At 68.0% G+C, this 20,976-nt stretch carries 17 protein-coding genes; 3 read left to right on the top strand and 14 right to left on the bottom strand.

Annotation, left to right across the window (positions count from 1 at the left end; all coding sequences use genetic code 11):
- Positions 1-66: 66 nt before the first annotated feature.
- From ACYVII_RS06915 to ACYVII_RS06900, 4 genes are all read right to left on the bottom strand, one after another.
- Positions 67-2,079 carry an MDR family MFS transporter gene (locus tag ACYVII_RS06915; RefSeq protein WP_460533065.1) on the bottom strand — a complete coding sequence of 671 codons (2,013 nt, stop codon included), beginning with the start codon at positions 2,077-2,079 and terminating at the stop codon, positions 67-69.
- Between the two features lie 247 nt (positions 2,080-2,326).
- Entirely contained in the window at positions 2,327-3,142 is an 816-nt protein-coding gene (locus ACYVII_RS06910; protein ID WP_460533062.1) for an alpha/beta fold hydrolase, read from the bottom strand.
- A gap of 307 nt (positions 3,143-3,449) precedes the next feature.
- Positions 3,450-3,740, bottom strand: a complete 291-nt coding sequence (locus ACYVII_RS06905) for a hypothetical protein (RefSeq protein ID WP_460533059.1) — start codon at positions 3,738-3,740, stop codon at positions 3,450-3,452.
- Between the two features lie 99 nt (positions 3,741-3,839).
- The gene (locus tag ACYVII_RS06900) at positions 3,840-4,574 is read right to left on the bottom strand and encodes a glutamine amidotransferase (protein ID WP_460533056.1); all 735 of its coding nucleotides are present in this window, start codon (positions 4,572-4,574) and stop codon (positions 3,840-3,842) included.
- Positions 4,575-4,721: 147 nt separating this feature from the next.
- Between ACYVII_RS06900 and ACYVII_RS06895 the strand changes: the two genes are divergently transcribed.
- Positions 4,722-4,931: a heavy-metal-associated domain-containing protein gene (locus ACYVII_RS06895; RefSeq protein ID WP_460533053.1), complete on the top strand. Its 210-nt coding sequence runs from the start codon at positions 4,722-4,724 to the stop codon at positions 4,929-4,931.
- Positions 4,932-5,106: 175 nt separating this feature from the next.
- Positions 5,107-7,317: a heavy metal translocating P-type ATPase gene (locus ACYVII_RS06890; protein ID WP_460533507.1), complete on the top strand. Its 2,211-nt coding sequence runs from the start codon at positions 5,107-5,109 to the stop codon at positions 7,315-7,317.
- 224 nt (positions 7,318-7,541) lie between these two features.
- On the opposite strand, the gene ACYVII_RS06885 is transcribed toward ACYVII_RS06890, so the two are convergent.
- A complete protein-coding gene (locus ACYVII_RS06885; protein WP_460533050.1) occupies positions 7,542-8,489 on the bottom strand; it encodes an aminoglycoside phosphotransferase family protein in 948 nt (315 codons plus the stop codon).
- Positions 8,490-8,678: 189 nt separating this feature from the next.
- On the opposite strand from ACYVII_RS06885, the gene ACYVII_RS06880 reads away from it, so the two are divergent.
- Positions 8,679-10,424 carry a class I adenylate-forming enzyme family protein gene (locus tag ACYVII_RS06880; RefSeq protein WP_460533047.1) on the top strand — a complete coding sequence of 582 codons (1,746 nt, stop codon included), beginning with the start codon at positions 8,679-8,681 and terminating at the stop codon, positions 10,422-10,424.
- Between the two features lie 76 nt (positions 10,425-10,500).
- Here ACYVII_RS06880 and ACYVII_RS06875 read toward each other — a convergent pair whose 3' ends face one another.
- The 9 genes from ACYVII_RS06875 to ACYVII_RS06835 all read right to left on the bottom strand — a co-directional run bounded on the left by ACYVII_RS06875 (position 10,501) and on the right by ACYVII_RS06835 (position 20,972).
- Entirely contained in the window at positions 10,501-11,970 is a 1,470-nt protein-coding gene (locus ACYVII_RS06875) for an aldehyde dehydrogenase (NADP(+)) (protein ID WP_460533044.1), read from the bottom strand.
- 170 nt (positions 11,971-12,140) lie between these two features.
- Positions 12,141-13,748, bottom strand: a complete 1,608-nt coding sequence (locus tag ACYVII_RS06870) for a molybdopterin-dependent oxidoreductase (protein ID WP_460533041.1) — start codon at positions 13,746-13,748, stop codon at positions 12,141-12,143.
- A 147-nt stretch (positions 13,749-13,895) separates the two neighbouring features.
- Positions 13,896-14,843 (bottom strand): aldo/keto reductase, encoded by a 948-nt coding sequence (locus tag ACYVII_RS06865; RefSeq protein ID WP_460533038.1) that lies wholly within the window; start codon positions 14,841-14,843, stop codon positions 13,896-13,898.
- On the bottom strand, positions 14,840-15,952 hold the full coding sequence (locus ACYVII_RS06860; RefSeq protein ID WP_460533035.1) for a Rossmann-fold NAD(P)-binding domain-containing protein: 1,113 nt from the start codon (positions 15,950-15,952) through the stop codon (positions 14,840-14,842). The genes ACYVII_RS06865 and ACYVII_RS06860 overlap by 4 nt, the downstream gene beginning before the upstream one ends.
- A 55-nt stretch (positions 15,953-16,007) precedes the next feature.
- Positions 16,008-16,364 (bottom strand): tautomerase family protein, encoded by a 357-nt coding sequence (locus ACYVII_RS06855; RefSeq protein ID WP_460533032.1) that lies wholly within the window; start codon positions 16,362-16,364, stop codon positions 16,008-16,010.
- 74 nt (positions 16,365-16,438) lie between these two features.
- On the bottom strand, positions 16,439-17,227 hold the full coding sequence (locus tag ACYVII_RS06850) for a carbohydrate ABC transporter permease (RefSeq protein ID WP_460533029.1): 789 nt from the start codon (positions 17,225-17,227) through the stop codon (positions 16,439-16,441).
- Entirely contained in the window at positions 17,227-18,204 is a 978-nt protein-coding gene (locus tag ACYVII_RS06845; RefSeq protein WP_460533026.1) for a carbohydrate ABC transporter permease, read from the bottom strand. Before ACYVII_RS06845 ends, ACYVII_RS06850 begins: the two co-directional genes overlap by 1 nt.
- Positions 18,205-18,250: 46 nt before the next feature.
- The gene (locus ACYVII_RS06840) at positions 18,251-19,624 is read right to left on the bottom strand and encodes an ABC transporter substrate-binding protein (RefSeq protein WP_460533023.1); all 1,374 of its coding nucleotides are present in this window, start codon (positions 19,622-19,624) and stop codon (positions 18,251-18,253) included.
- A gap of 316 nt (positions 19,625-19,940) precedes the next feature.
- Complete coding sequence (locus ACYVII_RS06835) at positions 19,941-20,972, bottom strand: LacI family DNA-binding transcriptional regulator (RefSeq protein WP_460533020.1); 1,032 nt, start codon at positions 20,970-20,972, stop codon at positions 19,941-19,943.
- Positions 20,973-20,976 lie beyond the last annotated feature (4 nt).

Raw genomic sequence — 20,976 nt, 5'->3', positions numbered from 1 at the left:
TTCCATTCTGCTCTGTCGCGGCCCGGGACGGCCGGATCGCGGCCGTCCCGGGCGGGCAGTGCTTGCTCAGGCGCTCTGCAGCCTGATCGAGCCGGTCTCGGTCATGCCCGCGGCATCCGCCTGCTCCTGCAGCGCCGACGTCTGGCGGAGCGGCGGCACCCTGAAGAACCAGCTGAGGATGAACGCCAGCAGGATCACGCCGAAGCCGACCCAGTAGACCAAGACGACGGCCTGCGTGAACCCGACCATGAACGGCTTGCTCAGCCGGCTGTCGGCGCCGTTCAGGAACGACGTGTCGCTGGTCGACGTGTTCGACGCGGCGGAGGCCCTGGAGCCTGCCTTCGTCAGCTGTTTCTCCAGCGTCGGCGTGAGCTGGTCCACCCAGTGCGTGCGCTGGTTCGAGTTCGACCAGTTCACCGCGACGCGCCCGTCGACCACCGTGGCGTACGCCTTCTTGGCGACCGCCGTCAGGGCCGCGCTCTCCGCGGCCGGGGTCGCGGCGGCAACCTGTTGCTGTATCACGGCGGGGGCCGCGGCCTTGGGAAGGGCGCCTGCGGCGACCTGCGCATCCACCGCAGCGCTCACCTGGTCGGTGACAGCCTTGTCTGCGGCGGTCTTCGCGGCAAGGGATGCCTGGTCCAGCCCCTTCTGCACGTTCGACTTGATCGGGTCGACGATGGGCGTCCACAGCTGCTTCATGATCGCCTTGTTGCCGGCGGCGTTCGCGACCTGCGGGTTCAGCGCGGCGTCGAGCGCGGCGGTCAGGGTCGGCTTGTCGGCCGTGGCGTGCACGATGTTGGCCGGCAGCGCGGAGAACAGCACGGAGAGCATGATGGCCGTGCCCAGCGTTCCACCGATCTGGCGGAAGAACGTTGCGGCACTGCTGGCCACACCCATGTCTGTGGCCTTCACGGCGTTCTGGCTGGCGAGCACCAGCGACTGCATCAGCTGACCGAGGCCGAGACCGATCACGAACGTGCCGAGCATGAGGAACCAGAGCGGGCTGTCGTACTTGAGGAACGTCAGCACCACGAACCCGATGGCGGTGAACAGTGTTCCGGTCACCGGGAAGATGCGGTACTTGCCCGTTCGTGCCACAAGCTGGCCGGAGCCCAGCGACGCGATTATGAGGCCGATCACCATCGGGATCATTGCGAACCCGGATGCTGTCGGGCTCAGCCCGGTGACGATCTGCAGGTAGAGCGGAATGGTCATCATGGCACCGAACATGCCGAAACCGACGAACACGCCGATGACCGTGGCCATCGAGAAGGTTCCGGAACGGAACAGCTTGAGCGGGATGATCGCGTCATCCTTCATGAGTCCCTCGATCACGATGAACGAGGCGATCCCGACCGCGCCCACGATGTAGCAGGCGAGTGAGCCCGCCGAGGTCCAGCCCCATTCGCGACCCTGTTCGGCGACGAGGAGCAGGGGAACGAGCGCCACGATGACGGCGGTCGCACCCCACCAGTCGACGCGCGGCTTGGCGCGGCTGCCCACCTTGGGCAGGTGCAGGAACGCGATCACCATGAGCAGCGCGATGATGCCGATCGGAACGTTGATGAGGAACACCCAGCGCCATCCGGTGATCCAGAGGATCTGGCCGGTGCCGGCGAAGATTCCGCCGACGAGCGGGCCGATCACGCTCGAGATGCCGAACACGGCGAAGAAGTAGCCCTGGTACTTGGCTCGTTCGCGGGGGGCGAGGATGTCGCCCATGATCGCCAGGGGCAGCGCCATCATCGCGCCGGCGCCGATGCCCTGGAACGCGCGGAACGCGGCCAGCATCAGCATCGAGGTCGAGAACGACGACAGCAGTGAGCCGAGAACGAAGACGACGATGCCGAAGATGAACAGCGGGCGCCTGCCGAAGACATCCGACAGCTTGCCGTAGATCGGCACCGAGATGGTCGAGGTGATCAGGTAGGCCGTGGTGACCCAGGCCTGTTGCTCGAGGCCGTGCAGGTCGTCGCCGATCGTGCGGATGGCGGTGCCGACGATGGTCTGATCGAGCGAGGAGAGGAACATGCCGGCCATGAGGCCGTAGATGACGAGGAGGATCTGCCGATGCGTCATGATCGGCTTCGATCCCGATGCCGAACCCGGTGAGGTTCGTACAGGAGCAGTAGCGGTGGACATGCCGGCCCTTCGAGTGACGAGTGATTCGGGACGCGTCGCGCTCGTCACCGTCAGCCGGCGCCGGGCGCCGACGTTGGCGGGCAATTTCTTGCAGGCGGTGCAAGAATACGCCGATCGTGCAGACTGTGCAAGTTTACTGGCGCTGCAAATTTGCCGGGATGGCAAATGTGCGGATCTGCAGCGATCAGGGCCTCAGGAACGTCCGGAGACGCGCGGCCAGCACACCGGCATCCGCGTCGTGTCGCTGTCCGGGAAGAACGTCGAACTCTCCGCCGCGTGCGCACTCGGCGACCTCGCGGGCGCCGTGCTGCATCATGTGCGGTCCGGCGTCGCCGGCGAGCGCGAGCACCGGCACGACGATGGATGCCACCAACTCCGACGGCACGCGGCCGTCACCAAGGACTGCGTCGTCGTACGCGAGCGTCGGCGCAATGGCCGTCATGCCAGGCCACGCAGGCGACTGGCGCGTGCCCGCCAGGGCCTGCTCGGGCATCCCGACGCGGCGAAGGAACAGTTCCACGGCCGTGTCGCGGTCCCCGTCGGCAAGAGCTCGAGTGAGGGCGGCGCTGTACTCGCCCCCGGCTGCGGCGAGGGGTTCCGGCATGAACGGCGGCTCGTAGACGGCGACGGCGCGGATGCGGTTGCCGAGCCGGGACGCAGCCCAGAGTGCCAGCGCGCCGCCGGACGAGATGCCGACCAGCGCCGGCGACCCGCACGTGGTGCCGGTGGAGTCGAGAAGAGCGTCGAGCAGCGCATCCAGATCCTCCAGCTCACGCTCGACCGCGTACGGCTCCGTGTCGCCGCTTCGGCCGCGGCCACGCCGGTCGTAGAGGAGCACGGTGAAGTCCTCGTCGAGCTGAGTGCAGAGCGGGCGCATCGGGCCGGAGTCGCGGAAGCACATCGCTCCGTCGATCAGGATGACGCCCGGCCCGTCGCCGTGCAGCTCGTAGGCGATCTCGGTGCCGTCGGCGGAACGCACGGCGGTGGTGGGTGCTGGCATGGTCGGACCGTACGTCTCGGCGGCAGAGCCGTCAAGGGTGAGGCGGGCCGAATGAAAAGCGGGAATCCTGGCGGCGAAGTGACCCGAACACTCGGCCGCCAGGATTCCCTTTCACCCCTCTGGGAAACGCACCGTTGGCCTCCCCTCCTGGGGATGCCTGCTGGGAGTGCCTGGTGCCACATCCAGAGGATATGAATACCAATGTACTCCATATCGTGGCCCCCATTTGGGGGTTGATTTGCGAAAGCCTGATGCGCCATGGCGACCCGAACCGCAGCTTCGTGGACGAAGCGACGATGCGGTGCTGTCAGTCGGGGTGCGCGACTTCGACGCGCACCGCGATCCGCTCGCTGCGCACCTTGCGAGTCTGCGCCTGCAACGCTCGTGCAAGCGAGCCGACCTTGGCCGATGCGGTCGACGAACTAGGCGCACGCACGGCGACATCGGCACTGATGGAGCGCGCGGCGCGGTCGGTGCGCACGCTGGTCACCCCGTCGGATTCCTCCAGCAAGGGGACGAGCTGGCGCCGGAGCATCCGGAACTCCGCCCCGGCGAAATCGTGGGCGACGAATTCGATCTGTGCTGAGTAGTCGGGCATGCGTCCATGTTGGGCAGCGGTCCTCAGCGACATATTTGACACAGTTTTGGCCGTGCTGAAAACGGATGGCCGCTTCCGAGGTCCGCGCGCCGGAGGCGGTCAGCGGGCGTAGCGGTCGACGAAGGTGCGCAGGAGCCGAGCCGGCCACGTGACGGGCGGCGCCGATCGGATCGTCTGCTCCGTCGCATCCAGCTCATGCGGCTCGAAGTAGCCCTCGAAACGGTAGGTGCGCACGCGATCAACGATGTCGTCGGCGGTCAGCTCGGGGTGGAACTGCGTGGCGTACAGGTTCGTCTTCACCCGGAATGCCTGCACCGGGCAAGCGTCGCCGGCGGCGAGCAGCGTGGCGTCCGCAGGCAGTCGGGTGACCGCCTCCTTGTGCCCCACCCATGCGCGGAATGCCGGTGGGATGCCCGTGAAAAGCGGATCGCGCACGCCCGCCTCCGTGAGCCGCACCTCCACCGCGTCGACGGGTTCGCCGTAGGTGCGATCGATCACGCCGCCTCGGTGCACGCCCAGCGTGCCGACGCCGTAGCAGGCGCCGAAGAAGGGGAAGTCTCGCTCGAGGATGCGGTCGAGCAGGCTCGACATCTCCGCCTCCACGCGGAGCTGCACTACGGACTTGTCGCTCCGCGGATCGCTCGCGTTGAACGGGCTGCCGCCCACGAAGACGCCGGAGTATTCATCGAGGTCGAGCTCCGGCATCGGATGCTGCTCCAGGCGGATGCGCGTCAGCTCGCCCTCCTGCAGGCCCGCGAAGTCGCGGAACGCGGCGTACTCTGCGTCGGCGAGGTGATCGTCGAAGCGGGTCGCGAGCAGCAGGAACGGGCGCACGTGCTCCAGGGTGTCACGATCGCTTTCCCAGCGCCGATCAGGTCGCGCAGATGACCCCTGTGGACGCTCGCAAGGGCCATCTGAGCGACTTGAACGCTGATACCCCCTAGGGGTATAGTTGGGCTATCGAGAACGAGAGGACTTCGAATGACGACCGCCGAGTACGACGTGACGGGAATGACGTGCGAGCACTGCGAGTTGTCGGTGCGCGAAGAGGTGAGCGAGATTCCGGGTGTTGAAGACATCCGGGTCAGCGCCCAGGACGGGCGCCTCGTGGTGACCTCGAGCGCCACGATCGATGACGACGCCGTGCTGAACGCCGTGCGCGAGGCCGGCTACACCGCGGTCCGCCGCTGAGCGGGGCTCGGTCGTCAGAGCCGCAACGTTCAGGTCGCAGTTTCTGTCGCACGCGATCGGTGAGCCCGACAGAAAGTGCGACCTGAATGAGAGAAAGCGCCGAAGGGAGACGCAGGTGACCGTGCCACTGACATCCGCCGATGCCCGGCCGAACGTCGAGCTCGAGATCGGCGGGATGACGTGCGCGTCGTGCGCGAACCGCATCGAGCGCAAGCTCAACAAGCTCGACGGCGTGACGGCGACCGTGAACTACGCGACGGAACGCGCGAGCGTGACCGCCCCCGCGAACGTCGATGCCGAGGCACTGATCGCCGAGGTCGAGAAGGCCGGGTACTCGGCCCGGGTGCACGCCCCGGAGCCGCCGCGGGCGGAGACCGAAGCACGGGCATCCGATCGGGACGGCTCCGACCCCGAGCTCCTGTCGCTGCGGAATCGGCTCATCGCCTCTGCGGTGCTGTCGGTTCCCGTCATCGCGATGGCGATGATCCCGGCGCTGCAGTTCACCTATTGGCAGTGGGCATCCCTCGCGCTGGCGGCGCCGGTGGTGGTGTGGGGCGCGTGGCCGTTCCACCGCGCCGCCTGGATCAACCTCCGGCACGGCGCCGCCACCATGGACACCCTCGTGTCGATGGGCACGCTGGCCGCGTTCCTGTGGTCGCTGTACGCGCTGTTCCTCGGGACGGCAGGGATGCCGGGCATGCGGCATCCGTTCGAGCTGACCCTGCAGCGCACCGACGGAACCGGGAACATCTACCTCGAGGTCGCGGCGGGCGTGACGACGTTCATCCTGGCGGGCCGCTACTTCGAGAAGCGCTCCAAGCGGCAGGCGGGCGCCGCGCTGCGTTCGCTGCTCGAGCTCGGCGCCAAGGATGTGACGGTGCTGCGCGATGGGCGCGAGACGACCGTTCCGGTCGGCGAGTTGCGGGTGGGCGACGAGTTCGTCGTGCGCCCGGGGGAGAAGATCGCCACCGACGGCGTGGTCGTTTCCGGGGCATCCGCGGTGGATGTCTCGATGATCACGGGCGAGTCGGTTCCGGTCGAAGTCGGCGTGGGGGACGCCGTGACCGGCGCGACGGTCAACGCGAGCGGCCGGCTCGTGGTGCGCGCGACGCGCGTCGGCTCGGACACGCAGCTGGCGCAGATGGCGAAGCTGGTCGAGGATGCCCAGGCCGGCAAGGCGCAGGTGCAGCGGCTCGCCGACCGCACCTCGGGCATCTTCGTGCCGATCGTGCTCGGCGTGGCGGTCGTCACGCTGGTGGGATGGCTGCTCGCGGGCTTCCCCGTCGCCGCGGCTCTGACCGCGGCGGTGGCTGTGCTCGTGGTGGCGTGTCCGTGTGCGCTCGGACTCGCGACTCCGACCGCTCTGATGGTGGGAACGGGGCGCGGGGCGCAGCTGGGCATCTTGATCAAGGGACCAGAGGTGCTGGAGTCGACGCGCAAGGTCGACACGGTCGTGCTGGACAAGACCGGCACCGTGACGACGGGCCGCATGGCGCTCGTCGGCGTGATCGCGGCCGCCGGTGAGGACCGCCGCGAGGTGCTGCGAGTCGCGGGCGCGCTGGAGAACGCGTCGGAGCATCCGATCGCGCGGGCGATCGCGAGCGCGGCGATGCGCGAGACGAGCGAGCTCCAGCATCCGGAGGGCTTCGTGAACGTGCCGGGCAAGGGCGTGCAGGGTGTCGTCGACGGGCACGCGGCGCTCGTCGGAAACGCGGCGCTGCTGGCGGAGTGGGCGGCACCGCTCACGCCGGAGCTGGCGGAGCAGCTGGCCCTTGCCGAACGCGACGGCAGGACCGTGGTCGCCGTCGCGTGGGACGGCGCCGCACGGGGCATCCTCGTCGTCGCCGACACCGTGAAGCCGACGAGCGCCGACGCCGTCGCGCGCATGAAGCGGCTCGGCCTCACGCCGATCCTGCTCACCGGAGACAACGAGGCCGTCGCCCGGCACATCGCGTCCGAGGTCGGCATCGACGAGGTCATCGCCGGCGTGCTGCCCAAAGACAAGGTGGATGTCGTCGCCCGCCTGCAGCGTGACGGCAAGACCGTCGCGATGGTCGGCGACGGCGTGAACGACGCGCCTGCGCTGGCGAAGGCCGACCTCGGCATCGCGATGGGAACGGGAACGGATGCCGCGATCGCCGCGTCCGACCTCACGCTCGTCGGCGGCGACCTGCGGGGTGCGGTCGACGCGATCCGCCTCTCCCGCGCCACCCTCGGCACGATCAAGTCGAACCTGTTCTGGGCGTTCGCGTACAACACGGCTGCCGTGCCGATCGCGGCACTCGGCCTGCTGAACCCGATGCTCGCGGGCGCCGCGATGGCATTCTCGAGCGTGTTCGTGGTGGGCAACAGCCTGCGCTTGCGCGGGTTCCGCTCGATCGCCTGACCTGCGGGCATCCGCGGTCATCTCGCCGCGACAACGCGCGAGCCGTCCGCTGAGGCCAACCGTTCACTGAGGCCAGCCGTCCACTGAGACCAACCGTTCACTGAGGCCAGCCGTCCAGTGAGGCTAGGTGTTTGCGCCGACACTACGCGCACTGCGCCCAGTGTCGGCGCAAACGCCTAGTCTCGCGACGGGGATGGCGGCGACCGATCCTCCGTGGCCGAGGTTCAGCGCTGGTAGGACTCCGCCAGCAGCTGGGCGAGCGCGTGCGTGGCGAGGGAGCGCATGCGCGGGTTGTCGTCGGACGACACCGCGAGCGCCGTCCCCATGATGAGCGCCCAGCCGCGGGCGCGGAGCCAGGTTGCGGCATCCGTCGCGCCGGCCTCGGGATGCGAACCATCGGCGACCACCGCGCGGAACACGGCGCGGGCCTCCGGCAGGAACGTGAGCCATGCCGCCGCGAGGTCGGTGGCGGGGTCACCTGCGGTGAGGTCGCCGAAGTCGAGCACGGCGGCGAGGGATGCGGTGTGGCCGGGGCGGACATCCAGAACCAGGTTCCCCGGATGCAGGTCGCCGTGCAGCCAGATCGGCGCACCACGCCAGGGCGGTGCGGCCAGCGACTCGTCCCAGAGCTCGCCGAGCGCGGTGATGTCCCATAGGCGCCGCAACTCCCAGAACCGCTCGCGCAAGACGCGATCGCGCGAGGCGAGCGGGATGCCGCGCACCGGGTTGAGCGGAACATCCGGGTGCAAGAGCCCGTCCGGCGTGCGCGGCGCCGGCGTGTGCAGAGCGGCGACGAAGCGGGCAAGCGGAACCGCGAGGGACGTACGGTCGGATGCCGCGACATCCGCCCCGTCGATGCCCTCGACCCAGCGCACGACGCTCCACGGCCAGCGGAACAGCGCACTCGGCACGCCGACGCGCACCGGCACGGGGCCAGGCACGGTCAGCTGCGGCGCGAGCACCGGGAGCCACCGCTGCTCGTGCTCGAGCAGGTGAGCGGCCACATTGCGCCTGGGGATGCGCACGGCGAGGTCGTCGCCGAGGCGGTAGATCGCGTTGTCCCAGCCGTTCGACACGAGCCGGAGATCGCCCTGGAGGTCCGGGTGCTGCTCGGCCAGGAGCGCGCGCACGAGTGCTTCGTCCACCTGGATGTCTGCTGCCGGGGTCTGCATAGCCGTTACAGCGTACGACGCCGGATTGTGGACCCGTGTTGCCGTTGCAGCGCCGAATAGCGGCATGAAGCGCCAACTATTCGCCGGTACCGGAGGCAACCGCCGTACTACGGTCGGATTCAACGGTGCACACCCGGCGCGAAGAGGCGTCACGGGGTGCACGACGACCCGAGTAGAGAAGAGGCTGCCATGACGGTAGAAGACCTCGTCGGCCAGGATGACGCGAAGAGCCAGGACGACGCGAAGAGCCAGAGTGCTGGCACCGGCGCGAGCACCCGCAACACCGAGTACGACCCGAGCGAGTTCCGCCGGGTGTTCGAGAACCACTTCACCTGGGCGGCGGCGTTCGAGCGCAACACCCACCGCTACGCGCACCGGCCGGCCCTGACAGACCCGCAGTCGGGCCGATCCTGGACCTACGAACAGCTCGGCGAGACGACCGGGCGCCTGGTCGAGGGCCTGCGTTCCCGTGGGGTCGGCGTGGGAGACATCGTCGCGTACCAGCTGATGAACGTGCCCGAGTTCGCGTTCCTCTACATCGCGGCGCAGGGGCTGCGTGCCGTCAGCTCGCCGATGAACTTCCGGCTCGCGCCGGCCGAGACCGCGCACATCCTCTCGGCGCAGACCCCGACCGTGTTCGTGTACGACATCGACGACACGGCGAACGTGCGCAGCGCGCTCGAGCTGTCGTCGCACGCACCGCGCATCCTCGCCGGCGTCGGCGATGGCGAGCTGCTGCCAGGCGCGGTGCGCTTCGAGGAGCTGCTGGCGGATGCCGCACCCAGCTTCCACGCCCCCGCCGACGCGTCGACCTGGGACGAGACCTCCCGCCTCTACACCTCCGGCACCACCGGCATGCCCAAGGCCGTGCCGCTGACGAGCCTCAACGAGGTGCTCACCGCGCACGACGTGATCATGCACTTCCCGCTGGCGCCGACGGACAAGACGATGAACATGTCGCCCTGGTTCCACCGCGGCGGCAACTACTGCGCAGGCCCGAACACGGCGTTCTATGTGGGTGCCGAGGTGGTGACCCTGCCGCGGTTCGATCCGCAGGTGGTGCTGGACGGCATCCAGCACTACAAGCTCACCTACGTGATCGGCGCGCCCACCAACCTGGAACGCCTCGCGGATGCCCAGGAGGCTCAGCCCCGCGACCTCACGTCGCTGCACGGCATCGTCACGATGGGTGCCCCGCTCGACCGGGCCGCCGCCCTGCGCTACCAGCGCGTGCTGACGCCACGCATCGCGAACGGGTACGGCACGACCGAGGCGTTCTGGAACACCTACCTTCGCCCGGACGACCTGCCGGATGCCGCGGGCGCCGCAGGCCGCGCCTGCCTCGACGACGACGTCGCCGTGGTGAAGGTGTTCGCTGACCGCATCGCCGCTCCCGACGAGCAGGCCGAGAAGGACGGCCAGGAGATCGGCGAGGTGATCATGCGCTCGACGAAGAGCGGATACGCCTACCTCGGCAACGAGGAGGAGCAGGCGGAGAAGTTCCGCGGCGGCTGGGTGTATCCGGGCGACCTCGCCACGTGGAACGAGGACGAGATCGTCACCATCGTCGGACGCAAAGACGACATGATCATCTCGGGCGGCGAGAACGTGCATCCGGTGCAGGTCGAAGAGGTGCTCGCCGGCCATGAGGGCGTCGCCGATTCCATCGTCGTCGGACTGCCCGATTCCGAGTGGGGCGAGCTCGTCGTGGCCTATGTGCAGCCGCGCGAGGGCAAGCTGACGGATGCCTCAGAGGCTGCGCGCGACCTGGACGCGTACCTGCGTGCGAGCGTCGCGCTCGCCGACTACAAGCGTCCGCGGAGGTACGCCTTCGTCACTGAGCTGCCCTACACCGCCACCGGCAAGAAGCAGCACTTCAAGCTGAAGGAGCAGGCGCCGCAGGATGCGGCAGACGGCCGCTTCGTCACGCCGTAGGACGCCCTTCTGCTCAAGTCGCGCAGCTGGCCCCTTAGGGTGCGCCATAAGGGCCGGCTGCGCGACGTGAACGAATTCAGGCAGGGGTGTATTCGCCGTCCACCGTGCGCGGCAGGTGCCACGGGTTGTCGTTCTGCAGTGCGGGCGGCAGCGCGGCGTCGGGCACGTCCTGGTACGCGACGGGGCGCAGGAACCGGGCGATGGATGCTGTGCCGACCGACGTGAAGTGCGGCGCTGTGGTCGCCGGGTACGGTCCGCCGTGCTGCTGGGCGTACGTCACCGAGACGCCGGTGGGCCAGCCGTTGTAGAGCACGCGGCCGGCCTTGTCGGCGAGGGCCGCGACGAGGGCTGCGGCATCCGCGTCGTCGTCGGCGCCCTGTACCGTCGCGGTCAGCTGGCCCTCGAGCACGTCGGCGACGGCCAGCGCCTCGGCCGGTGAGTCATAGCGCACGAGCAGGGCAGCGGGACCGAAGTGCTCCTCGAGCAGCTCGGTGGGGTAGGCGAGCAGGGTGGCGGCATCCGTGCCGTACACGGTGGGTGTCGGCACGTCAGCGTGACTCGGGTCGCCGACGAGGAGGGCGACGTCGTCGCGGCCGGCGAGCGGGTCGAGGCTGTCGAAGAATCCGTCGCGGATCTTCGCATCGAGCATCTCGCCGCCCGACGTCGTCTTCACGGCCTCGACGACGAGGTTCTCGAGCCCCGCGTCGCGCGGCACGAGCAGCACGCCCGGTTTCGTGCAGAACTGGCCGACGCCGAGCGTCATCGAGCCGGCGAATCCGGTGGCGATCGCATCCGCTCGTTCGGCTGCGGCCGCTGCAGTGACGAAGACCGGGTTCACGCTGCCGAGCTCCCCGTAGAACGGGATCGGCGTCGGCCGCGACGCGGCGAGGTCGAACAGGGCGCGTCCGCCGTGCAGCGAACCCGTGAAGGTCGCCACGGTGAGATCCGGATGCAGCACGAGGTCGCGGCCGACCTGGCGTCCTTCCACCAGCGCGAACGCGCCCTCGGGAGCACCGGATGCCTTCAACGCGGCACTCACGTGCGCGGCGACCGCGTGCGACAGCTCCGGGTGAGCCGAATGCGCCTTGACGATGACCGGGCATCCTGCCGCGATCGCGGCCGCCGTGTCGCCACCTGCCACGGAGAACGCGAACGGGAAGTTGCTCGCCGCGAAGACCGCGGCCGGACCGAGCGGGCGCAGCATGCGGCGCAGGTCGGGACGCGGGCCCATGCCCCAGTCCGGGTCAGCGTGGTCAATCGTGGCCTCGAGGTACGCACCGCGTTCCAGCAGCTCGGCGAACAGGCGCAACTGGAAGGTCGTGCGCACGAGTTCGCCCTTGAGTCGCTGCTCGAGGAGGTGGCTCTCCCGCATCGCAAGCGGAACGAGCGTGGCGGTATCGGCATCCAGAGCATCGGCGATCGCCCGCAACCACGTCGCGCGCTCCGCAGGTGTCGACGCCGCGAGAACGGGCGCCGCCTCCACTGCGCCGGCCATCGCAGCGTCGAGGTCTGCGCTCGCGGGGGCTTCCGTCGTCGTTTCGCTCATGGTTTCTCCTTGTGATCCGCATCGCTTCGATGTCGTGCCATCGTCGCTCGAGAAAACGTTTCCTGGGCCATTCTCGCACTGTTTACCGCGTCGTTCAGGTCGCAGTTTCTGTCCTCATGTGCTGGCGATGCCGACAGAAACTGCGACCCGAACGGGGATACCGCCAACACCTACCGCACCGTCACCGAGATGGTGTGCCAACCGGTGGCGCCGTTCGGTGCGGGCGGCGCCACCTCGGATGTCTGCGTGTACCCGTCCGCGTTCGTCGCCCGCACCTGCAGCTGGTGGTTGCCGCGTGTTGCATCCCACTCCCACACCCACTGCCGCCAGGTGTCGGCCGAGACGGTGTCGGCCAGCCGCGCCTGCTGCCACGGTCCGTTGTCGACGCGCACCTCGACGGAACGGATGCCCGTGTGCTGGTCCCATGCGACGCCCGCCACGGCGTACCGCCCCGCCGGAATCGAGGCGCCGTCCCGCGGGCGGTCGATGCGCGATGCCGTCTTGATCGGCCCCTTCGCCGACCAGCCCTTGTCGGTCCAGTAGCCCTGGGCCTGATCGAAGCGCGTGACCGTGAGCCGGCTCAACCACTTCGTCGCCGAGACGTACCCGTACAGGCCGGGCACGACCATCCGCACCGGGAACCCGTGCTCGAGCGGTAGAGGCGAACCGTTCATGCCGACCGCGATGAGGGCATCCGTTCCGGTGTCGGTGAGCACGCTGAGCGGCGTACCCGCGGCGAATCCGTCCACGCTGCGCGACAGCACCATGTCGGCGGATGCCCGTGGCTTCGCCTGCGCCAGCAGCTTGCGCACCGGATACCCGAGCCAGACCGCGTTGCCGACCAGGTCGCCGCCGACGTCGTTGGAGACGCATGCCAGCGTGATCGCGTGTTCCTCGAGAGGGAGCGCGAGCAGCTGCGAGAACGAGAGCGTGATCGGGTTGCCGATCATGCCGTCGATCGTGAGCTTCCACGTGTCCGGATCGACAGCCGGCACCTGCAGCGCGGTGTCGATGCGGTAGAAGTCGGTGCTCGGGGTGATGTAGGGGCTGAGTCCGCTGAGGTGAAGGTCGGCGCCCGCTGGCACCGGCGGGGCAGGCATCACCGGCTTCGGCAGGTGCACGAGCGAACGAGCGGAGGCGATCGCCACGCTTCCCGCGTTGATCGTGCGCGCGACAACGCCGGCGACGAGCGCGACGGTGCCGACGCCGATTCCGAACGCAAGGAACGACCGGCGCGTGCGCTCGGGAGCGCTGCTGGGCACGCGCGACGGTTCGGACGCGGCCGCCCACTCGCGCAGTCGATCGACCGCACGAACCAGCACGTAGACACCGACCAGCGTGCCTGCGACCGTGGGAAGGAGCCACCAGTAGGTGGCATCCGCTCGGGTCATGACGGCGATCAGGGCGACGAGGCCGATGAGACCAAGCAGAAGCACCCCGAACGGACGCCTGATCAGCTCGAGGATGCCCGCGAGGCCCGCCAGCACCACGACGAGAATGCCGAGGCAGACGAAGAGGAACACCTTGTCGCCGGTGCCGAACAGGCCGATGACGAGGTCTTTGAACCATCCGGGTGTGAGGTCGATGACCCACGACCCGACCGCGAACAGCGGACTGGATGCGGCGCCCACGAACACCGCGAGCACCTCCGCGACGCCCCATGCGGCGAGCGCGGCCACGACTCCGCACCCCGCAGCGATCGCGAACAGGATGCGCCCGCGTGGTGCAGCGGCGCGCGGCGTGGTGGCCGCGCTAGGCGCGGTGGTAGCGCTCTGCATGGGGCTCAGCATAGGTCGGTGGCCCTGCAACCGGCTGTGCCGCTGGTACCTTGCGGACTCGTCGCAGAGCGGAAATCGTGGACGGTCGTGGTCGACGGTCGCGTGACAGCCACTGCGGATCGGTCGTCGAGCGGAGGAGCCGGGGTTTCAGTGCAGCCAGAGCTCGGGTGCGGGCGTGAGCTGCTCCAGCTCATCCCACAGCTCCTGCGGGATCTCCACCGCGGCGTACTCGAGCGTCTGCTCGACACGCTCCGGCGTCGAGATTCCGACGACGGTCGAATCGACGAGTGGGGAGCGGAGGGAGAACTGCAACGCGGCGGCGGCGAGGGGCACGCCATGGCGAGCACAGGCATCCTGCATCGCCGTCGCAGCGGTGGCGATGCGGTCGTCGCGGTCGCCGTAGCCGTACTTGGGCTGCACGGCCGGTCCCTTGGCGAGCATCCCGCCGCCGAAGGGTGCAGCGTTGAGGACGCCGATCCCACGTGCGCGAGCGGCTTGGAAGAGTGTGTCCGCCGAACGGTCGAGCAACGTGTGCCTGTTGTGGCTCAGGACCACGTCGAAGAGCCCCGTGTCGAGATACCGTGCGAGAACCTCGACGGGGCCTCCCGCCACACCGATCTGCGCGACGACGCCTTCGTGCTTGAGGTCGGCGAGTGCGGCCACCGGTCCGTCGTCTGCCACGCCCTGCTCGAAAGCGATCCGCTCCGGATCGTGCAGGTGCAGCAACGGCACGGCGTCGATGCCCAGACGTTCGAGGCTTTCGTGCAAGGATGCCCGCACCCTCGCGCCCGAGAAGTCACCGGTCGCCGGGTCGGGATCGATCTTCGTGGCCAGGACCACATCGCGGGGGAGCCCGCCGTACTCCCGGATCGCCGCTCCGATCCTGCGCTCCGCCGTGCCGTCCTCGCCGTAACCGTTCGAGGTGTCGATGAAGCGGATGGGGCTGTCGAGCACGGCCAGCACCGTGTCGACCGCTCGCCGCTCGTCCACGTCGTAGCCGTACAGTCGGGCCATGCTCGCGAGCGGGCTCGTCCCGAAGCACAGTTCGGTGACCTGCACGCCGCCAGCGCCCAGTGGCGTCGTCTTCAGCGTCATCGGCGGCTCCCTGCAGTCTCTGCGTCGGTTGCGGCTGCTTCGCGGGGCACGGCCGGCTGTGCGGCCGGGGCGTGCTCCGCGACAGCGGTACGCGCAGAATGATAGGCCGCGACGAAACGATCGAGCACGGCATCCGTCTCATCGTCGCCGCGTGCGAGCATCGGATGCTCGGTGCGCCAGGCGACCATGCGTGCGACAGACCTTTCGAACGTGAGCTTGGGGGCATACCCGGGCACGAAGCGGCGGATCTTCGTCGTGTCGAAGACCGCCGAATGCCCGAGGTCGCCGACCATCTCGCCCGACCAGAACCATTCCGGCGCGATCACGGGATAGAACTCGCTCGGAACGTGGACGAGTCGGGGCTCCGTGCCGAGCGCGCGCGCGACGATGCCGTAGATCTGATCCCACGTGTAGACGTCGTGGCCCGTGATGTTGAACACCTCGCCGATCGTGCGCGAGTTGCCCAGCAGGCCGACGAGGCCCTGCGCGAAGTCCTCGGCATGAGTGAGGGTCCACAGCGAGGTGCCATCGCCGTGTACGGGCACCTCCTCACCCCTGGCGAGCCGATCGAAAACCGCCCAGCCCCCCGGCAGCGGCGGGTTCTGGTCGTCGTAGGTGTGCGAGGGCCGCACGACGGTCACCGGGAACCCGGATGCCCGATGTGCGTCGAACAGGGCACCTTCCGCCCGCCATTTGGCGGTCGCGTAGGGCAGCGGAGGGTTCGGACCCGTCGGCGTCGACTCCGTGATGGGTACCTGCCGCACGGGTTTCGAGTAGATCGAGGCGGAGCTGATGTGCACGTACTGGCCGATCCGGCCGGAGAAGAGCCGAAGCATCCGCTGCACGTCGTTCTCGTCGTAAGACAGAAAGTTGACGACCGAGTCGAACCGGCGCTCGCCGATCGCGGAGGCGACAGCGTGTTCGTCGGTCACGTCGGCGGCGAGGCGCTCGACGGATGCCGGCAACTCCCGCTGCGCTCGGTTGGCACCGCGATTCAACACGGTGACCCGCATGCCCGTGGCCGCGGCCAGTCGAACGCACGAGGCGCTGATGGTGCCGGTTCCGCCGATGAAGAGCACGCTCAGCGGTGCGTTGTCGTGCTGGAGCACAGTGGTTTCCTCTCTGGAAGATGCGGGACGAGCCGAACGAAGGACCGCGAAGCGATCAGCGCCCGGCCCACCAGTCCTCGAAGCCGTTCTCGGCGAGGCAGATGAGCACGTCTTCACGACGGATGCCGAGAGGCTCGAGCTTCTCGACCACCGCGCGGAAGAACGCTTGCTTCGTGGCGACCGGATACATGTGAACGGCCGTCACGTGGATCAGCAGCAGCGACCGGCGATCCACGCCGTTGTACGTCGGGTCGAATTTCAGCTCCTCGGGCCCGTGCGGCCGGAAGACCTGGAACCGGTCGTCGGCGGGGATGCCGAGCGCCTCGATCTGCGCTTGGTGGATCGCGGCGCCGATCGCGTCGTGCGACGCGTCGAACAGTTCGCGGGCGAGGTCTACCTGAATGAGTGGCACGAGGCCGTCCTCTCTGATGTGGGTTGAAAGGGGTGTAAGCGGCGCGACAGCGTGGAGGCGCCGCCCCTGTCGGGCTACTTGATCGCTCCCGCCGACAGGCCGCGCTCGAACAAGCCCTGAAGGCAGAGGTAGGCGACGATCTCGGGAATGGCGGTGAGCACTGCCGATGCGAGTACCTTCGTCTGGTCGTTGCTGAACTCCCCGACGAAGAACTGCGGAACCAGGGTGATCGTCTGCATGTTCTGCGACTGCAGGAACACGAGCGGCATGAGGTAGTCGTTCCAGGCGCCGATGAGGGTGAAGATGAGCACTGCAGCCGCGATCGGACGCGTGAGCGGGATCACGAGGTACAGGAATCCCCGGAACGAGTTGGCCCCGTCGACCCGAGCAGCCTCGAACATCTCGTCGGGCAGCCCGTTGATGAAGTTGCGGGTGAGAAGAACCGCGAACGGCACCTGCAACGCGGCAAGGGGCAGGATGACCGACAGGTACGTGTTGTAGAGGCCGAGCTGCTGCGCCGTGGAGAAGAGCGGGGTGAGCAACACGACCTCGGGCAGGGTGAGGCAGACCAGGAGCATCCAGAAGTACACCTCGCGCGCCCGGATGTGCAGCTTGGCGAACCCGTACGACGCCAGCATCGTGACCGCGTAGACGAGCACGATGACTCCGATGGCGATGATGGCGCTGTTCAGAAAGAATCGGAAGAATCCGGGTACGCCGAGCACGGCGGAGTAGTTGCCCCAGCCGGCACCGGCGAACGAGCCCTGAACCATGACGATCAGCGGGAACAGGAACGGCAGAACGAAAACCGTCGCCGCCAGCTGCAGCAGTGCCTTGCCCCACCAGCTCCTGACTTCGAACATCAGCGGGCGCCCTTCCTGATCGTGCTCTTCTCGCTGCGCTCACGCCCGGCGGTCTGGAAGATGATCGCCATGCCGAGAGCGACGATGAGCAGGATGACCGAGAGTGCGGCGCCGTATCCCGCGTGCGCGAGCTGAATCGTTGTCTGGTAGATGTACGTGCCGAGGAACTGCGTGGCGTTGTTCGGCCCCGCGACGGTCACGAGCCATGGCACGTCGAAGGTCTTCAGGGCGCCGATGGCGCTGAGGATGGCCAGCGCGACCGTTGTGCCGCGCACGCTGGGCCAGATGATGCTGATCAGCGTTCGGAGGTTGCCGGCACCGTCGATGCGCGCTGCCTCGATCATCGACTGGTCGATCTGACTCATGGCCGCGAAATAGAGAACGAAAGTGAGGCCCGTCCACTGCCAGATCGTGATCACCATGATCACCGGCAGCGCCGTGCTCTCCTGTCCGATCCACGGCTGAGCCAGGAAGCCGAGGCCGATGTGTTCCAACAGCCAGTTGAACTGGCCGTTCGCCGCGAAGAGCTGCCGGAACACCGGCGCGGTGATCGCTGGCGCGAGCACGACGGGAACGAAGACGATCACCTTGTAGAGAACGCCGAGCTTGATCTTCGAGTGCATCATCACGGCGAACACGAGCCCGAGCACTGTCTGCAAGCCGAACGTGACGATGAAGAACACGATCGTGTGCGAGACGGCCTTCCAGAACACCGGGTCCTGGAAGATCCGCACGTAGTTGTGCAGCGCGACCCACTCGGGTTCCGGGCTCAGGCCGTCCCAGTTCAAGAGCGAGATATAGCCGGTGTAGCCGATGCAGTAGTAGATGAGTCCGATGCCGAGGACGAGCGCAGGAAGAATCCAGGGCAGTCCCGACGCCTGGAGCCGGCGGCGCCGGCGACCGGTCCCACGAGGAGACCGGTCGCCTTTCGCCGCGGAGCGAGGCGCGCCTTGCGTACGCACGACGGAGGCGGTCACGGGGTGCGCCCCTGGTCCGATTGCTCGGCGGCCATCATGAACTCGCTCACTGGTTCGCGGCGGCCTGTGCGGCCTTCTCGAGGGTGTCGGCAGCCTGCTGGGGACTCGCGCTTCCGCCCGCCACGGACTGCGCGGCAGCGAGAATCGCATTCTGCACGTCGGCGCTCAGGAGTGCCTCACGCGGCTCGGTCACGCTCCCGACCTTCTTCAGCAGGTCGTTGACCGGAGTGCTCTGGAGGTTCGGGTCGACGAACTTGATCTGTGCGAAGTCCGGCTTGACGCCCTTGAGCGTAGGCAGCGTGTCGAGCCGGTTGGCGATGACCTGCTGACCCTCCTTCGTGGTCGCGATCCACTTCGCGAAGGTCTCGGCCGCTGCCCGATTCTTCGATTTGGATGCCACGGCCAGCCCGTAGTCCGCATCGCCGTACATCTCGCTGACGTGGCCCTTGCCCGCGACATCCGGGAAGGCGATGGGAAGGATGGGGAAGGTCTTCGCTCCCGCGACTCCGGCAGCCGAGATGGCCTCGTTCATCGCATTCTCGGTCGCGTACTGGGTGTACCAGGTGCCCATCATGATCATCGCGTACTTGCCGGTGAGGAACTGGTTGTTGGCGTCCGGGTATTGCTGTGCGCCGAGCGCGCCGGCCTGCATGATGCCGCTGTCGAAGAGGTCCTTCCAGATCGTGAGCGTCTTCACGATCACCGGGTCGTTCCACTTGGCCTTACCCTGCGATGCCTTTGTCCACAGCCCAGGCTGGATGGAGTTGGCGATCGACTGCAGGGTGTCCTGATCGAAGCCCTCCTGCGCGGCGCCCTGCACGAAGCATCCGACGCCGTTCTGCTTGAAGACCTGGCAGTCCTTCTTCCACTCGTCCAACGTGGTGGGCGGTTTGAGGCCGTACTTGTCGAACAGCTGCGAGTTGATCCACAGCATGCCGGCATAGGTGGAGCCGACGGGCAGCGCGGTCAGCTTGCCCTTGAGGGTCATGCCGCTGATCGCGATGGGCGCGATCTTCGACTTCCAGTCGGAGCCGAGCGCGGCTTTGGCGACCGGCGTCATGTCTTCCGCGTACGGCCCGAACTGCTGCACTCGAGCGCCGGGCTGCAGGTCGAACAGATCCGGACCGGCGCTCGAGGCGAGTGCGGCCCGGATGGTCGCGTCGTAGCTCGTGATGTCGATCAGTTTGAAGTTGACCTTGATGTCCGGGTACTTCTTGTTGAACTGGGCGATGAAGTCCTTCGCCTCTTGGCTGTTGGTGGGTGTCCAGCCCCACCAGTTGATCGTTCCCTTGGTGGCTGAGCCGCTCGAGCCCTGGTTGCTGCCACTGCTGCACGCGGTGAGACCGAGGGCAGTCATGCCCACCATCGCTGCCACTGCGGCTGCTCTCAGCGCCTTCTTCGATCGGAATGGCAAGTGCATTGTGATCCTCTTCGGTTGGGGTACGGCGTCGTATCCGAATGGGGAGCCGGGAGAATGTGCGGTCCCGGCGTTCGCAGAAGATCGGCGCCTGTCGTTCCTGATCCCGAGGGATCGCGCTGTGGACGCCGTCGTTCTTGCGTCAGCGGCGGATGCCTTCCGCTGTGCAGACGACGTTATGCCGAGCGAAACTTCGTGTCAAGATTTCCAGTCAAGATAGAAACATTTCGCTTGTGAAGCGCGGATACGCGAGGCGCGGCCCGAGGGAAGCGCCGAAGGACGAACCGCGGGTCCCGCGGCTGAGGCATCCGTGCTCGGATCAGCGCTGAGGCGCGGCCGTGCTCTCGCGCACCACCAGCGTCGTGGCGAGCTCGACGCGGCTGAAGGCCAGTTCTGGTTCGGCGCGGAGCCTCGTGACGAGGTGGGTGGCCTGCTCGGCCATGGTGGAAAGCGGCACACGCACCGTCGTGAGCGGCGGCCCGGCCCATTTCGCGATCGCCAGGTCGTCGTACCCGACGACAGACAGATCTGCGGGTATCGAGACCCCAAGCGATCGGGCGGCTTCGTACACGCCGAGAGCGTGCAGATCGGATGACGCGAAGATCGCGGTCGGCGGGTGGGTGGAGGTGAGGAGCTCGGTGCCTCCGACATAGCCGTCGTGGTGATGGAACCGGCCGGCCCGGACATACTCGGACCGCATCGCGATTCCCGCGGCATCCAGTGCGGCCCGATAGCCCGAAAGGCGCGCCGTGGAGGCCATCTGATTGTCGGGCCCGGTGATGATCGCGATGTCCGTGTGACCCAGGTCGATGAGGTGCTGCGTCGCCAGGAACCCGCCGTTCCAGTCGGCGGAGCCGATGGACGGCGCATCCGACGCGGGAGCGCCGTACGGGTCCACCATGACCATGGGAATGCTTCGCGACCGCAAGCGCTGCGCGTCTTTCGCGTCGAGCTCCGACGCCACGAGGATGACGCCGATGGGCTGTCTGCGCAGCACTCCGTCAACCCATGCTGCGCCGGGTCGATGGTCTTCCTCTGCGGCAGCGACCACCATGCCCATCTGCCGCTCCCTGGCGACGCGCTCGATGCTGGCGATAGCGGCAGCGCCGAACGGGCTGTCGATCTCGAAGCAGAGCACCTCGATCAGCGGGGCGGTGCCCTGCGGGGTCGAACGGCGGTTGTAGTTGCGGTCGTTGAGCAGGGCCTCGACGCGGCTGCGGGTCTCGTCCGACACTCCCTTGCGGCCGTTGAGCACCTTGGACACGGTGGCGACCGACACCCGTGCGAGAGCGGCCACCTCAGCCAGCGTCGCCCGTGAGGGGGCGGACTCGACTGCCTCGCGATCGGACATGAGC

This window comes from Humibacter ginsengiterrae (assembly GCF_054780115.1).
Note: the sequence above shows the minus strand (reverse complement) of the source record. Positions and strands in the feature narration are given on the sequence as shown.

What these genes read in the sequence shown, in the direction of transcription:
- ACYVII_RS06875 (WP_460533044.1), bottom strand. Translation starts at nt 11,970, where the DNA reads ATGAGCGAAACGACGACGGAAGCCCCCGCGAGCGCAGACCTCGACGCT.
- ACYVII_RS06850 (WP_460533029.1), bottom strand. Translation starts at nt 17,227, where the DNA reads ATGTTCGAAGTCAGGAGCTGGTGGGGCAAGGCACTGCTGCAGCTGGCG.
- ACYVII_RS06905 (WP_460533059.1), bottom strand. Translation starts at nt 3,740, where the DNA reads ATGCCCGACTACTCAGCACAGATCGAATTCGTCGCCCACGATTTCGCC.
- ACYVII_RS06910 (WP_460533062.1), bottom strand. Translation starts at nt 3,142, where the DNA reads ATGCCAGCACCCACCACCGCCGTGCGTTCCGCCGACGGCACCGAGATC.
- ACYVII_RS06840 (WP_460533023.1), bottom strand. Translation starts at nt 19,624, where the DNA reads ATGCACTTGCCATTCCGATCGAAGAAGGCGCTGAGAGCAGCCGCAGTG.
- ACYVII_RS06915 (WP_460533065.1), bottom strand. Translation starts at nt 2,079, where the DNA reads ATGACGCATCGGCAGATCCTCCTCGTCATCTACGGCCTCATGGCCGGC.
- ACYVII_RS06895 (WP_460533053.1), top strand. Translation starts at nt 4,722, where the DNA reads ATGACGACCGCCGAGTACGACGTGACGGGAATGACGTGCGAGCACTGC.
- ACYVII_RS06870 (WP_460533041.1), bottom strand. Translation starts at nt 13,748, where the DNA reads ATGCAGAGCGCTACCACCGCGCCTAGCGCGGCCACCACGCCGCGCGCC.
- ACYVII_RS06890 (WP_460533507.1), top strand. Translation starts at nt 5,107, where the DNA reads ATGACGTGCGCGTCGTGCGCGAACCGCATCGAGCGCAAGCTCAACAAG.
- ACYVII_RS06835 (WP_460533020.1), bottom strand. Translation starts at nt 20,972, where the DNA reads ATGTCCGATCGCGAGGCAGTCGAGTCCGCCCCCTCACGGGCGACGCTG.
- ACYVII_RS06880 (WP_460533047.1), top strand. Translation starts at nt 8,679, where the DNA reads ATGACGGTAGAAGACCTCGTCGGCCAGGATGACGCGAAGAGCCAGGAC.
- ACYVII_RS06865 (WP_460533038.1), bottom strand. Translation starts at nt 14,843, where the DNA reads ATGACGCTGAAGACGACGCCACTGGGCGCTGGCGGCGTGCAGGTCACC.
- ACYVII_RS06885 (WP_460533050.1), bottom strand. Translation starts at nt 8,489, where the DNA reads ATGCAGACCCCGGCAGCAGACATCCAGGTGGACGAAGCACTCGTGCGC.